This window comes from Peribacillus sp. NPDC097224, assembly GCF_044761985.1.
In the GTDB taxonomy this organism is placed as follows: Bacteria; Bacillota; Bacilli; order Bacillales; family DSM-1321; genus Peribacillus.
In genome coordinates, this window is the sequence record NZ_JBIWDK010000003.1 from 261,026 (window position 1) to 273,592 (window position 12,567).

Sequence of the window (12,567 nt, forward strand, 5' to 3'; positions counted from 1 at the left end):
AAAATAATAATGGATTTTGTATGCATATGCTAAATAATGATTGATTGGGGACTATAGAATGAGAAGTGTAAATGAGGAAATCGAAATACTCCGTTTTCACCAGCGACTGCTACTAAAGTTAATTCATAATCCACAGGCAAAATTGGATTATCTTTTCGTGGAAAAAAATTTCACGAAGAGGGAAGCCGAAGAATTACATGCCTTATGTGATGTATTGAGCAAACGCTTTGAAATAGAAAAAGCGGAAGGGTACATGAATTTTCGACCGCTTTTTAGTCAACTGGAGAAAAATTTGAATCCCAAAACAACTATAAAAGAATGCATTGAGGCTTGCCTCTCACAAGGTATATATGTATCGTTCATGAAGGAAATGGCTAAAATGTGAGATTAAACGGCCTCAGTTTCTTTCTCTATCTTTTTTTTTGTAATTTTGCCCTCCACGTCAGTAAAGTCCCGATCGATGTTAGCAAAGGATTTTTCGAATATTTCCATGAAATCTTCCCCATAGATATTACGGATGACAGCCATCATCTCAATCATTTCGGGGAACTTACCGTAAAGTTCACGAAGGGGCATCGCTCCGGAGAAAGCGGAGTTATTACTTGGTTCATAAGTCTCCATTAAATCAAGTATGACTTTTTCTCCCTCATCGGTGATTTCGATATACGTGTTTCTTTTATCATTCTCTTTTTTTGAGAACGTCAAGAATCCACGTTCTTCCAATTTCTTAGAAAAGTTAAAGGCAGTAGAAACATGCATGACCCCAAACTTGGCCACATCGGAAATGGAAGAGCCATTAAGATGATAGGCAATCCATAGAATGTGGTGCTCATTAATGTTTAAATCATGAGGCTTAATCCATTGTTGCCAGTCTTTTTCAATTGATTTCCATAAAGCTTTACTTAATTGAGCGATTCGCTGACTGAATATCATTGCTTCTTTCATAGAATAATTTTTATTCTGCATCTTATGGGCTCACCTACTTATCAGATTCTGTATATATTATTATGACAATAAAATAAAAATTAATAAAGAGAATATTAGCAAAATTTTTAGAAAATTTAATAATCGCCAATGAATTCTCCATTTTTCCCTAAAATACGATGTATTTTTATGGTAAAAATGGAGATTCGACAATGTGCTTCCTTTTGCCTTCAGTTTTTAGAAGAGGGTATGGTTGTTTCCAATTCTCTTAAAGATTCCTCTATTTCTTGAACATTCCTCAATAACTCCGTTTTATTCGGTTCGATGTCCTGCTTCCAGTTCTCTATGACGACTTGTACATCCGAAATGAAAGTTTTCACCGTTTCTTTGCTAATTTGAGTCGCTTCCATCGTGTCCTCTTTAATATTCAGCAATTTAACCTTCAACTCTTCAATCGTTGTTTTAATTTCATCGGAATTTGTTTTAATGCGACTCCGTAGGTCTTTCCCTGAAGTTGGTGTAGAAAGTAATGTGGCTGCACCCGCTACAACTGTTCCGGTAATAAAGCCGATCAATAATGATTTTGCCTTCATTTAGAATCACCTCATTTTATAATTATTCATTTCGCTTAACATGGCCTAAATCCCTGCTAGGAAAAACATCAATTGGAAATTATGTTATATAGGGATATAAATGCTATTGATAACAAAATACCATAATTTTCTTCCTTATGGAAGAGGATCTACCATTTTATCTTTATATCACAAAAATATTTTTTTAAACTTCTTTCTTTCAATAATGATAGGGAAACCAAGCGTGAAGACTCTGGAAGTTTACATATAAAGGGAAGTTCAGCATATAGATAATAAAAAAACATGCTGTCGGCTCTGTTGATGGCATTGGTGGGTTTACAATGAAAATGATATTTTTATTAGGTCTAATATGCCTGTGCGGGATGGGGTATTTTTTAGCAAGAGCAAAACATCCAGGGAGTTATCCCCCTAAGAGGGTGCTTCAGTCCAATGCAGTCATGCTGGGGGTCCCAGGTGCCTTTCTGCTTTTGGTCTGGTTATTATGGGTGCTTGTTCATTAAGCGCCCGAGTGGTTTTAGGATGAGTTGGCGAAATCTAGTGGGTGTTGGTTCGAATCCATATAGGAGTGTAAAAAAAAGCACCGGGCATCCGGTGCTTTTTAAAGTATGTTAATCCTGCTGATTAAGCATGAACGGGTATCTTTGTTTTTTTTACAATGCCATTCACAATTGGATAAATAACGATGATTGCCACTGTGTTAAGCAGTACGGCAGGAAGTACGACAGCTCCGAATAGTGCAACGAAAGGTCCTGGCAAGGAAACGATGTAATAAGCCGAACCAAGGAAGACAGCACCAGATATGATGGTTCCTAAGGCAGTCAGGATACTCACGCTGATAACGGAAGTTGAAAACTTCCTAATCCCGATGAATAAAAGGTAAAACAAAAAGGCTGTGACCAACTTATCGATGATATTGGGGATTTGTCCTCCAGGGAATGTCGTTGTCATGGCAGAAATGGCTCCAGCAGCCAGGGCGACGATGAATACATTCTTTTTCTCGGGAAACAGTACAATCGCCAAAAACATCATCAGCAACATCATGTCAGGCTTCATTCCTAAGAAGAATCCAGGAATGATAAAATGGAGGGCTGCTCCAATCCCAATTAATAGGGACATCGACACAAGGGTTTTCGTTTTCATTTACTCATCTCTCCTATTCTCATCTCAACTAAATTTCTTCAACAATGCACTATTGCTTGTTGCAAGAAGTTTTAAATATTATATCATAGGACCTAGCCTTTTAGAAGTCAAAATTACCTACATATCAAAGGGCTTGAGTTTCTTTTGCGCTGTAAGATTCTTGGAACTTTTTCATGAACGCAGCAAGTTCCAGACAATGGGAAAGTGGAACGGCATTATAAATGGATGCCCTGCAACCTCCGATGGAGCGATGTCCGTTAAGGCCTACGAATCCAGCTTCTTTTACTTCCTTAAGGAACTGCTTTTCAGCTTCTTCTGTTGGAAGTGTGAACGTTACATTCATATGTGAACGGCTATCAGAAAGGGCGTGTCCTTTATAGAAGCCATTGCTGTTATCAATGGTATCGTAGATGGCTTTAGCCTTTTCTTCATTGATTTGTGCGAGTTTTTCTACACCGCCTTGTTCTTTTGCCCAATCCAATACAAGGGATAATAAGTATATGGCCAATGTTGGTGGTGTGTTGTATAAAGAGTTATTTTTTGAATGAATAGAATAATTAAGCATGGAAGGAATCTTGTCATTATCAGTTATTAAGTCTTTACGGATAATCACGACCGTGATTCCTGATGGTCCCAAGTTTTTTTGTGCTCCCGCATAAATGATGCCGAACTTACTAACATCAATTTTTCTGCTAAGGATATCGCTCGACATATCTGCCACGAGTGGGACGCTCCCTGTTTCAGGAAATTCCTTCCACTGCGTGCCGTAGATGGTATTGTTGCTTGTAATGTGCAAATAGGCAGCATCTTCATTCATTTCGATATCAGTAACTTTGGGAATGAACGTATATGTATCATCTTTAGAAGAGGCAACGACCGCTGTTTCCCCAACTTTCTTCGCTTCCTTTAAAGCCTTTTCCGACCAAGAACCAGTCAGGACGTAATCTGCACGCTTCCCATCTTTCAATATGTTCATGGGAATCATGGAAAATTGGAGGCTGGCTCCACCTTGTAAAAGCAAGATTTCGTAATTGTCCGGAATTTCCATGATTTCTTTCAGCGTTTGGATCGCGTGATTGTGGATTTTTTCGAATTCTGCGCTTCTATGACTTAATTCCATGACAGACATGCCAGAATCCTCGATATTCAACCATTCATTTTGAGCTCTTTGTAAAACTTCCAATGGAAGGGCAGCAGGCCCAGCGTTAAAATTACGTGCACGTTTCAATGTGTGTTCCTCCTATACAGTAATGTGTGAAAGTATGTAAGACTATATATATCCTAACAGAAAACGAATTTAAATAGGAGGAAAATTTAGAATTTTTAGTGTGGGAAATCGTTATGTAAAAACATGTAAAAAATAGGCCCCTAAAGGAATCAGGGACCTATTTGGTCTTAGTATTTTCCCGATATAAACAAAAAAGGGAAATGTTATTTAATGTGTTGGGAAATGGAATCGGCAATTCCTTTTAAAGCTTCAGGAGTATACTCGCTTGTATGGGTTTTCCAAACGGCACCGAATCCATCATGCTCACCATGGCGTGGAATCAAGTGCATATGGAAATGGAAGACGGATTGTCCGGCGGCTTCACCGTTGTTGTTTAGGATATTCAATCCTACAGGCTGGAATTCCTGTTTCATGGCACGAGCAATTTCCGGTACGACTTCAAATAGATTCTTGGCGATCTCAGGTGTTAACTCATAAATGTTTTCCTTATGTACTTTCGGAATCACCAGTGTATGTCCTTTTGTTACTTGGCTGATATCAAGAAAGGCAAGTACATGTTCATTTTCATATACTTTCGTACTTGGAATCTCTCCATTGATGATCTTGCAGAAAATGCAATCGCTCATATAAAACACTCCATTCACTATTTTGGTTAATCGTACCATAGCATGATTCCCCAGGAAAAGAAAAAACATAAAAACAGGATGCAACGAAAACGTTGCACCCTGCCTGTTTGAAAAAGGGGAAGTGGGCTTCAATTATATATTCGCATTAGCATCTAAATTCTCTGCGACAAACACCTCATCTACAATAGAGTAAAATTTTGGTCATCTGATTAGAGATTCTGCATTCAAACCAACCATCTCCTATATCTTTAAAGTTTTTTCAACTTCCAAAGTATATTCGATAATGAATGAATGGTTTTTCAGCTTTTACGTGCAAGAGAACCATCTCCTTGCTCGAAACGATTTTAATAATGAAGCTTCTGGTATCGTTCAGTTATACGTCTTTGACTGACACCTCATTTACAATTTGAATGTAAATAAATTGTAATGAAACTTCTGGGTATTTCAGTGTTATACGTCTTTAACTGACACCTCATTTACAATATGATGTGAATCACTTGCAATGACTAGCCCCTTCTTCCTTAATTATGATGGCCCAGAAGTAAGAAAAGTATAATTGGTTATTTTAGGAAATTTTAATTTAGGTGCACTCGACTATATAAAAACAGGAGAATTTGGTAAAATGGTAAAAAGAACGTTTATATAGAAAGGATCGTTTATATGTCCTTATTGGAAATTAAGCAACTAGTTGGGGGATACACAAAAATACCCGTACTGAAAGGAATAAGTTTCGATATTCAGCCTAATGAGCTTGTTGGGTTAATCGGACTCAACGGTGCTGGGAAAAGTACGACGATAAAACACATTATCGGACTCATGGAGCCTAAAGGTGGAAGTGTCTCGATTCATGGAAAAACACTCGCCCAAGATCCTGATACATATCGGAAGCAATTTACATATATTCCGGAAACACCTATTTTATATGATGAACTGACACTTGAGGAACATTTGAAGCTAACGGCCATGGCTCATGGTCTGGAAGAATCTGAGTATAAAGAGAGAATGACCGGTCTCCTGAAGGAATTCCGCATGGAGAAAAGGCTTAAATGGTTTCCGGCCCATTTTTCTAAGGGCATGAAACAGAAAGTCATGATTATGTGCGCCTTTTTAATACAACCATCATTATATATCATCGATGAGCCATTTGTAGGCCTGGATCCACTAGGCATTCAATCTTTGCTTGATTTGATGAGGAAAATGAAGGAGAGTGGGGCAGGTATATTAATGTCGACGCATATCCTGGCTACTGCGGAACGTTATTGCGATTCTTTCATTATCCTGCACAACGGAGAAATACGGGCAAAAGGTAACTTGGAGCAGCTTCGCGAACAATTCTCCATGCCTGGAGCCACGCTTGATGATTTATACATCCAGTTAACGAAGGAAGAGAACGGTCATGAATAGTCAAGGTCTCTGGAAGGAAAGGTATATTCTCTACATCCAGGAAATGCAAAAATACCTTCGTTACATTTTTAACGGCCATCTCGTTTTCGTGATGGTATTGGTATTAGGCGGTTTGGCTTATTATTACAGTGACTGGGTGAAAACACTGGATAGCGATTTTCCGGCTGAACTGATCATGGCCTTTGTGTTGGGCCTCCTTGTAACTAGAAGTCCCATCAACACATTCTTAAAAGAACCGGATACCGTGTTTTTACTGCCGCTTGAAACGAAGATGAAAAGCTATTTCAAAAATTCTCTGATGGTCAGTTGGGTCATGCAAGGATTTTTGCTATTAATCATGTTACTCGTATTCGTACCAATGTATGCAAAAGTTACGGGTGCAAGCGGTAAGCAGTTAGGGTTCATACTCGTTGTGTTACTCGTTTTGAAGTATCTGAATTTGTCCATGCGCTGGCATGTGCTCAAATACCAGGATGTATCAGTGAGCCACTGGGATTCGATCCTCCGCCTGGTACTTAATGCAGTAATACTTTACTTTGTATGTTCAAAAGCCCATATCCTATATGTACTGGTCACCTTCGTATTGCTGATTGGCCTATATCTGTATTACCGCAGTGCCACCAAAAGCCTTGTTTTGAAGTGGGAACGTTTGGTGGAACTCGAAAACAAGCGAATGACAGCTTTTTACAGAATAGCGAATATGTTCACGGATGTTCCTCACTTGAAAGGGAAGGTAGCACGTAGGAAGTGGATGGACTGGCTTTTAGCCTTCATTCCATACGGTGAAAAATCCACCTACAATTACCTGTATGCCCGCACATTGCTTAGATCGAATGATTATGTAGGTCTATGCATACGGTTGACGGTAATCGGTGCCATCATACTGATGGTGTTTACGAACATCTGGGCGCATTTAATTGTCACTTTCTTATTCCTATTCATGACAGCCCTTCAGCTTTTACCAGTTTGGAAGGTGCATGAATGGAAAGTCTGGGTATCCTTATATCCATTGCCCGCAAAAATGAGGGAATCCGCAGTCATTAAACTTATCTCCTATTTCCTTTTATTTGAGGCTGTCCTGTTTTCCCTCATCCTTTTAATAAAAGGAGAATGGGTTTCCACATTAGCCGTATTGGTTCTAGGGATCATCTTCATTCTGGGATTCAAAAAGTACGCCACCAAAAAAATCAAGAACTTTTAAACGCGAAGCTGATTTTTCTTTTGAAAAATCAGCTTCATTTTTTAGAAATTAAAGCTAAAACTTGTATGGACGGTATATACATGAAATATGGAGGTGGGAAAAATGGATGCATACGAGCAAAAGGCGCTATCTGAACTCGCCTCATGGACAAAGAAAGTCAATAAGAAGTCAGGCAAGTTTGAGCGGGTTTCCAAAAAGGTTCAACTCAAAGTGAACAGTTATATCCCGACAAAGGTTCATAAAATGATTTCCGAGAGCATTAGAAGCATGGTGGGGGCTGTGTTGTCAGGATCTAAGTATATATCCAAAGAAAAAAACGTCATGCTGTTATCTTTGCAACAAAAAGAAGAGTGGGTAAAAGAAAAGGTAACGAGCCATCGTAGAACGGCGGTCATTGAAGGGGTGGGGACGGGTGCTGCAGGCCTATTGGTTGGGATGGTCGATTTCCCCCTGCTATTAAGCATAAAAATGAAGCTATTATTTGAGATTTCCCGCCTATATGGATTTGACCCAAACGAATATGAAGAACGATTGTTCATCCTTCACGTCTTCCAAATGGCTTTTTCAAGCGAGAAAAAGAAAATGGAGACTTTAAGGGTCATACAGGACTGGAATAGGGGCAATCACCCGGAAATCAATTGGCAGGATTTTCAGCAAGAATATCGCGATTATATTGATGTGGTCAAAATGTTCCAGCTTGTTCCGGGGTTTGGCGCGGCCGTCGGTGCCTATGCCAACCACCATTTACTTGAACAGCTTGGGGAGACGGCGATCAATTGTTATCGGATTCGTCTTTTATCCAGTAAAGAATGATTAGAGTACCCGTCGGTTTCTATTTAAAACTTCGTTTCACTTTTATGAACAGACATGAATATAGTTATTTTTCATACTATATATTGAGGTGAAAAATATTGAGGTGAAAACATGCCAAGAGTAACTTACCGAAGTTCGGATGTAGATTTAATGGCAAGGATGATGAGGGCAGAGGCCGAAGGTGAAGGGCTCCAGGGAATGTTATATGTCGGGAATGTCATTGTGAATCGTGCTGTAGCAGATTGCTTAGACTTTAAAAATGTTAGAACAATCCCTGAAGTCGTCTATCAGGTTCAAGGAGGAAATTATTCTTTCGAAGCGGTTCAAAAAGGAAATGTATTTTATCAAAGATCGAGAGAGGCTGAAAGAAGATTAGCAAAAAGGAATTTGGAAAGTTGGAGAGAACACCCAGCGAAATATGCTCTTTGGTACTTCAACCCATATGCTGCGTGCCCTCCAACATGGTATGACCAGCCTTTCACCGGCCAATTTAAAAATCACTGTTTTTATGAACCAAAACCTGGAACATGTGAAAGTGTTTATATGGGATAGTTTTTGGATGTTCCGTCCATGTTACAGTTTTTTAAAGAACACGCTTGTAGGTGCTTCATTTCGTGCAAAAGGGAACCCCTGGAATTAATGGGGTTCCCTTTTGCTGTTCGGATAAGTCAATGCCTATCCTTTATTCGCAATAGTGTCTTGTTCTTTTCGTGGTTGTTTTTTCTTTTGATAAGTGACTGCCGCGGTACCTAATGTCTTGGCAGCTATAAGCATGGCCCGTTCATCAAAGTCGAATAGGGGATGATGGTGTGGATAAGTAGGGTCTTTTCGTGGTTGGGCACCAGTAAAGAAGAATGTTCCTTTGACATTCTGTAAATAATAAGAAAAGTCTTCACCTGTCATGTTTGGCTCAACTTCCTCTAGGAATTGGACTTCTTTGATTGAGCTGGTGCAATCGATAAGGAACCTGGTCTCCTCTTCATGGGTGACGACCGCTGGATAGCCTTGATGGAATTGGTAGTCATAGGTGCAATCGGCAGAAAGGCAAATCCCTTTAACGACCCTTTCTATTTCTTCACGAATGAAAGAACGGACATCTTCTTTGAAAGTTCGGACTGTCCCAACTATCTTTGCTTTGTCTGCAATGACGTTAAAGGCATTATCCGCGACGAAGGAACCGATGGTGATGACGGCTGAATCCAATGGGTTAATGCGACGACTGACGATTTGCTGTAAAGCGACCACGAGCTGGGAGGCAGTCACGATGGCATCCCGTGTATTATGAGGTTGTGCACCATGTCCTCCTTGACCTTGTATCAGGATTTCAAAACGGTCGGCTGCCGCCATTAGCGGTCCATATGCGTATTGAATGGTTCCTGTCGGGACCGTTGCCCATAAATGAGTACCGAAAATCACGTCCACCCCATTTAAACAGCCTGCTTCGATCATTGGTTTAGCCCCGCCTGGAGCATACTCCTCTGCATGCTGATGGATAAACACATATTCACCTTCCAATTCATCCCTCAGTTCATAAAGGGTCTTTGCAAGAACCAGAAGAGTCGCGGTATGGCCATCATGTCCACAAGCATGCATGATGCCGGGAACGGTGGACTTATAAGGGACTTCCTTTTCATCCTGAATGGGAAGTCCGTCAAAATCGGCTCGCAATGCAACCGTCTTACCGGGGTTACTACCATAGATCTTTGCCACTACTCCGTTTCCCCCGACGTTGGTTTGAACATCTATCCCTAGTTTCCGATAAAACTCGGCGATAAAGGCAGCTGTTTTGGTTTCATGAAAGGAGAGCTCAGGATATTGGTGAAGGTACCGTCGGATCGATACCATCTCCCCGTAGGACTCTTCAAGAAGAACATCTAATCGTTCAATCATCACAAACCTCCTAATCATTGGATTATTTGTAAATAGTATATCATAATTGGAGGGGGTAAAAGGGGAAATCGGTCATACATAAAGGAGCATTTATCATGATTAAATATCCGAAGCTTGCTTCCATACTAATATGCTTGTTCATCTTCATTATGATCATGAACGAAATAGAAAAAGGAGTCATATTACCCTTTGACAGTACTATTTCGAGAATCTTTACAGGGGTGGATACTACACATTGGTTTCCTTTTTTTAAAACGATCACATATCTCGGTTCATCCATTTTTATAGGGTGTGGCAGTCTAGTTCTCGTTCTATATGTATGGTTTGGAAAGAAGGATTACACGGCGATGGCAGTCGTCTCGATAGGAGTGGCTGGAGGCGACCTCTTAAAGAGATTGATAAAGAAATGGATCCAAAGAGATCGTCCTGAATATAGCTTGGTGGAAGCTCCGGGTTTCAGTTTTCCAAGCGGGCATTCCATGGTAGGAATGATCTTTTATTGTATGGTTGCTTATTTCACCATTAAAGCAATAAAGTCCAAATCACTGAAATGGGTAGCCGGCATTGGATTTCTTTTACTAATCCTGCTCATCGGAATGAGCAGGATCGCCCTTAGAGTCCATTTTCCTACCGATGTCTTGGCTGGCTTTGCCCTCGGGGTGGCGTATAGCGTAGGTTGTCTATCCATATATCAATGGTTTAAGAGGAAAGAGGTTAGGGGAAATGAGGGGCCTTGAAACCAGGGGCAAGGATGATTCGTCCGTTTTTTGCCAGTTTTAAAAAAGAAAAGGCCGATATCCAAAAATGGGTGGCCTTTTCATGTATGGTTGATGCCTATTCATCGGTATCCTTCACTAAAGTGTATTGGGTCAGATAGGCTTCGCCTGAGAACATTTTCTGGCTTGAATTGGTTACCGGGGAATTGGATCCATTATTATGGAAGGCTTGCTCGAAGGAGCTTGAGTTCTTCCAACTTAAAAAATTCGTTTGTTTTTCCCAAATGGTCAAGATGACGTATGTTTCGGAATGGATTGGCCTTAGGATACGAAGGGCGACAAGGCCAGGTTCCTTTTCAATGAAACCAGAAATATTTTTAAAGCGATGCTCGAATACAGGACGGCCCTCTTCGCTGACAGGGATATTGTTCATGACGACATACCCGTTTTCAGGAAGTTCGCCCGTGCCACCCACGACTTCGTATTTACGTGGCGAAGCAAAAATGGTTTTACTTGTTGTCTCATGTAAGAGAACGGTAGTTTCCGCATTTTGCATGAGCAATATTTTTTCAGCTGGATGCTTATCTTTTTTTATTTTCATGAAATTGAATGTGCCTGATGTAATGTATATATTCATATTTTCCCCTCCGATAGTTAATAGTAGTCTCTATACCCATTTTACCCAACAGGTAATGTTTTTACCATGATCCTTCAACTAGTTTTGTCACTTCGTTTGCTCAGGTTTTTTTCGAAAAAGGTCGAATTTCTGACAAATACTTAGGTTGGCTATACTTCTATATTAGAAAAAGCTATAGTTTAAGGAGATTCAATTTGAAATTCAACTACCATCTGATATTCTATGTAAGTGATACATAAAAAAAGGAACGTTGAGTGTGTGAAAGGTGGATATTAATGAGTATGGATATTAAGAATGATACATTTTTAAAAGCTGCTAGAGGAGAGAAAACGGATCATGTGCCAGTTTGGTATATGCGTCAGGCAGGTCGTTCACAGCCGGAATACCGTAAATTGAAGGAAAAGTATTCTCTTTTTGAAATTACACATCAGCCGGAATTATGCGCTTTTGTAACAAGATTGCCTGTTGAACAATATGATGTGGACGCAGCGATTTTATATAAAGATATTATGACACCGCTACCAGCATTGGGCGTGGATGTTGAAATCAAGTCAGGAATTGGTCCAGTCATTTCCAATCCGATACGATCATTGAAAGATGTTGAAAAATTAGGGGAATTGACTCCGGAAGAAGATATTCCTTATGTATTGGATACGATTAAATTATTAACGAACGAACAATTGACTGTCCCATTGATAGGGTTTTCTGGTGCACCGTTTACGATCGCTTCCTATATGATTGAGGGCGGCCCATCGAAAAACTATAATAAGACGAAAGCATTCATGTATTCCGAGCCAAAAGCATGGTTTGCGTTAATGGACAAGTTAGCGGAAATGATCATTGTCTATGTGAAGGCACAGATTAAAGCTGGCGTTAAAGCCGTGCAAATCTTCGACTCATGGGTAGGTGCTTTAAATGTCGAGGATTATAGGGTGTTCATCAAACCTATCATGAATCGTATTTTCACTTCGTTACGTGAGGAAAGTGTACCGCTAATCATGTTCGGTGTCGGGGCAAGCCACTTGGCATTGGAATGGAATGACCTTCCTATCGATGTAGTAGGACTGGATTGGAGATTACCTATTTCACAAGCAAGGGAAATGGGCATTCAGAAAACGGTTCAGGGGAACCTGGATCCTGCCATCTTATTATCATCATGGGATATCATAGAGGAACGTGCTAAACAAATCCTTGATCAAGGCATGCAACAGGATGGCTATATCTTCAATTTGGGACATGGAGTATTTCCTGATGTGAACCCGGAAACATTAAAGAAGTTGACCGCTTTTATACATGAATATTCATCAAGCATGAAAAAAGGCTGAGCGAATCATTTGAAACGCACTGGCTAAAAGATGCAAAATAGATTGATCGAAATTTTCTAAAGAGGTGTAA

At 40.1% G+C, this 12,567-nt stretch carries 15 protein-coding genes; 8 read left to right on the forward strand and 7 right to left on the reverse strand.

Features of this window, described 5'->3' with window-relative positions; genetic code table 11:
* Nucleotides 1–58 precede the first annotated feature (58 nt).
* Complete coding sequence (locus ACIQXR_RS07980; protein WP_402867710.1) at nucleotides 59–385, forward strand: DUF1878 family protein; 327 nt, start codon at nucleotides 59–61, stop codon at nucleotides 383–385.
* A 2-nt stretch (nucleotides 386–387) separates the two neighbouring features.
* Here the strand turns inward: ACIQXR_RS07980 and ACIQXR_RS07985 are convergent, their stop codons facing one another.
* Together ACIQXR_RS07985 and ACIQXR_RS07990 are read right to left on the reverse strand one after the other, a co-directional pair.
* Nucleotides 388–966: an HTH-type transcriptional regulator Hpr gene (locus ACIQXR_RS07985; RefSeq protein WP_402867711.1), complete on the reverse strand. Its 579-nt coding sequence runs from the start codon at nucleotides 964–966 to the stop codon at nucleotides 388–390.
* Nucleotides 967–1,154: 188 nt separating this feature from the next.
* Entirely contained in the window at nucleotides 1,155–1,517 is a 363-nt protein-coding gene (locus ACIQXR_RS07990) for a YtxH domain-containing protein (protein ID WP_402867712.1), read from the reverse strand.
* A gap of 326 nt (nucleotides 1,518–1,843) precedes the next feature.
* Here ACIQXR_RS07990 and yhzF point away from each other — a divergent pair, with 326 nt between their 5' ends.
* Entirely contained in the window at nucleotides 1,844–2,017 is a 174-nt protein-coding gene (gene yhzF, locus ACIQXR_RS20550; RefSeq protein WP_483878325.1) for a membrane protein YhzF, read from the forward strand.
* Between the two features lie 121 nt (nucleotides 2,018–2,138).
* Here the strand turns inward: yhzF and ACIQXR_RS07995 are convergent, their stop codons facing one another.
* From ACIQXR_RS07995 to ACIQXR_RS08005, 3 genes are all read right to left on the reverse strand, one after another.
* Nucleotides 2,139–2,657, reverse strand: coding sequence for a tryptophan transporter (locus ACIQXR_RS07995; RefSeq protein ID WP_402867713.1), 519 nt, complete (start codon nucleotides 2,655–2,657; stop codon nucleotides 2,139–2,141).
* A 124-nt stretch (nucleotides 2,658–2,781) separates the two neighbouring features.
* The gene (gene serC, locus ACIQXR_RS08000; protein ID WP_402867714.1) at nucleotides 2,782–3,885 is read right to left on the reverse strand and encodes a 3-phosphoserine/phosphohydroxythreonine transaminase; all 1,104 of its coding nucleotides are present in this window, start codon (nucleotides 3,883–3,885) and stop codon (nucleotides 2,782–2,784) included.
* A 203-nt stretch (nucleotides 3,886–4,088) separates the two neighbouring features.
* A complete protein-coding gene (locus ACIQXR_RS08005) occupies nucleotides 4,089–4,511 on the reverse strand; it encodes an HIT family protein (protein WP_402990132.1) in 423 nt (140 codons plus the stop codon).
* A gap of 660 nt (nucleotides 4,512–5,171) precedes the next feature.
* On the opposite strand from ACIQXR_RS08005, the gene ACIQXR_RS08010 reads away from it, so the two are divergent.
* The 4 genes from ACIQXR_RS08010 to ACIQXR_RS08025 all read left to right on the forward strand — a co-directional run bounded on the left by ACIQXR_RS08010 (nucleotide 5,172) and on the right by ACIQXR_RS08025 (nucleotide 8,481).
* The gene (locus tag ACIQXR_RS08010) at nucleotides 5,172–5,915 is read left to right on the forward strand and encodes an ABC transporter ATP-binding protein (protein ID WP_402867716.1); all 744 of its coding nucleotides are present in this window, start codon (nucleotides 5,172–5,174) and stop codon (nucleotides 5,913–5,915) included.
* A complete protein-coding gene (locus ACIQXR_RS08015) occupies nucleotides 5,908–7,116 on the forward strand; it encodes an ABC transporter permease (protein ID WP_402867717.1) in 1,209 nt (402 codons plus the stop codon). Before ACIQXR_RS08010 ends, ACIQXR_RS08015 begins: the two co-directional genes overlap by 8 nt.
* A 102-nt stretch (nucleotides 7,117–7,218) precedes the next feature.
* Nucleotides 7,219–7,929: an EcsC family protein gene (locus ACIQXR_RS08020; protein ID WP_402867718.1), complete on the forward strand. Its 711-nt coding sequence runs from the start codon at nucleotides 7,219–7,221 to the stop codon at nucleotides 7,927–7,929.
* A 111-nt stretch (nucleotides 7,930–8,040) separates the two neighbouring features.
* Nucleotides 8,041–8,481 carry a cell wall hydrolase gene (locus ACIQXR_RS08025; RefSeq protein ID WP_402867719.1) on the forward strand — a complete coding sequence of 147 codons (441 nt, stop codon included), beginning with the start codon at nucleotides 8,041–8,043 and terminating at the stop codon, nucleotides 8,479–8,481.
* A gap of 123 nt (nucleotides 8,482–8,604) precedes the next feature.
* Here the strand turns inward: ACIQXR_RS08025 and ACIQXR_RS08030 are convergent, their stop codons facing one another.
* Nucleotides 8,605–9,819, reverse strand: a complete 1,215-nt coding sequence (locus ACIQXR_RS08030) for a M20 family metallopeptidase (protein ID WP_402867720.1) — start codon at nucleotides 9,817–9,819, stop codon at nucleotides 8,605–8,607.
* Nucleotides 9,820–9,914: 95 nt separating this feature from the next.
* Here ACIQXR_RS08030 and ACIQXR_RS08035 point away from each other — a divergent pair, with 95 nt between their 5' ends.
* Nucleotides 9,915–10,556 carry a phosphatase PAP2 family protein gene (locus tag ACIQXR_RS08035; RefSeq protein ID WP_402867721.1) on the forward strand — a complete coding sequence of 214 codons (642 nt, stop codon included), beginning with the start codon at nucleotides 9,915–9,917 and terminating at the stop codon, nucleotides 10,554–10,556.
* Between the two features lie 97 nt (nucleotides 10,557–10,653).
* Here the strand turns inward: ACIQXR_RS08035 and ACIQXR_RS08040 are convergent, their stop codons facing one another.
* Nucleotides 10,654–11,172 (reverse strand): antibiotic biosynthesis monooxygenase family protein, encoded by a 519-nt coding sequence (locus ACIQXR_RS08040; RefSeq protein WP_402867722.1) that lies wholly within the window; start codon nucleotides 11,170–11,172, stop codon nucleotides 10,654–10,656.
* A 281-nt stretch (nucleotides 11,173–11,453) separates the two neighbouring features.
* Here ACIQXR_RS08040 and hemE point away from each other — a divergent pair, with 281 nt between their 5' ends.
* A complete protein-coding gene (gene hemE, locus ACIQXR_RS08045; RefSeq protein WP_402868528.1) occupies nucleotides 11,454–12,497 on the forward strand; it encodes a uroporphyrinogen decarboxylase in 1,044 nt (347 codons plus the stop codon).
* Nucleotides 12,498–12,567 lie beyond the last annotated feature (70 nt).

Excerpts from the sequence above, each read along its gene's own strand:
- ACIQXR_RS08030 (WP_402867720.1), bottom strand. The coding sequence starts at position 9,819 with ATGATTGAACGATTAGATGTTCTTCTTGAAGAGTCCTACGGGGAGATG.
- ACIQXR_RS08040 (WP_402867722.1), bottom strand. The coding sequence starts at position 11,172 with ATGAATATATACATTACATCAGGCACATTCAATTTCATGAAAATAAAA.
- ACIQXR_RS07980 (WP_402867710.1), top strand. The coding sequence starts at position 59 with ATGAGAAGTGTAAATGAGGAAATCGAAATACTCCGTTTTCACCAGCGA.
- yhzF (WP_483878325.1), top strand. The coding sequence starts at position 1,844 with ATGATATTTTTATTAGGTCTAATATGCCTGTGCGGGATGGGGTATTTT.
- hemE (WP_402868528.1), top strand. The coding sequence starts at position 11,454 with ATGGATATTAAGAATGATACATTTTTAAAAGCTGCTAGAGGAGAGAAA.
- ACIQXR_RS07985 (WP_402867711.1), bottom strand. The coding sequence starts at position 966 with ATGCAGAATAAAAATTATTCTATGAAAGAAGCAATGATATTCAGTCAG.
- ACIQXR_RS08035 (WP_402867721.1), top strand. The coding sequence starts at position 9,915 with ATGATTAAATATCCGAAGCTTGCTTCCATACTAATATGCTTGTTCATC.
- ACIQXR_RS08025 (WP_402867719.1), top strand. The coding sequence starts at position 8,041 with ATGCCAAGAGTAACTTACCGAAGTTCGGATGTAGATTTAATGGCAAGG.
- ACIQXR_RS08015 (WP_402867717.1), top strand. The coding sequence starts at position 5,908 with ATGAATAGTCAAGGTCTCTGGAAGGAAAGGTATATTCTCTACATCCAG.
- ACIQXR_RS08020 (WP_402867718.1), top strand. The coding sequence starts at position 7,219 with ATGGATGCATACGAGCAAAAGGCGCTATCTGAACTCGCCTCATGGACA.
- ACIQXR_RS07990 (WP_402867712.1), bottom strand. The coding sequence starts at position 1,517 with ATGAAGGCAAAATCATTATTGATCGGCTTTATTACCGGAACAGTTGTA.
- ACIQXR_RS07995 (WP_402867713.1), bottom strand. The coding sequence starts at position 2,657 with ATGAAAACGAAAACCCTTGTGTCGATGTCCCTATTAATTGGGATTGGA.
- ACIQXR_RS08005 (WP_402990132.1), bottom strand. The coding sequence starts at position 4,511 with ATGAGCGATTGCATTTTCTGCAAGATCATCAATGGAGAGATTCCAAGT.
- ACIQXR_RS08010 (WP_402867716.1), top strand. The coding sequence starts at position 5,172 with ATGTCCTTATTGGAAATTAAGCAACTAGTTGGGGGATACACAAAAATA.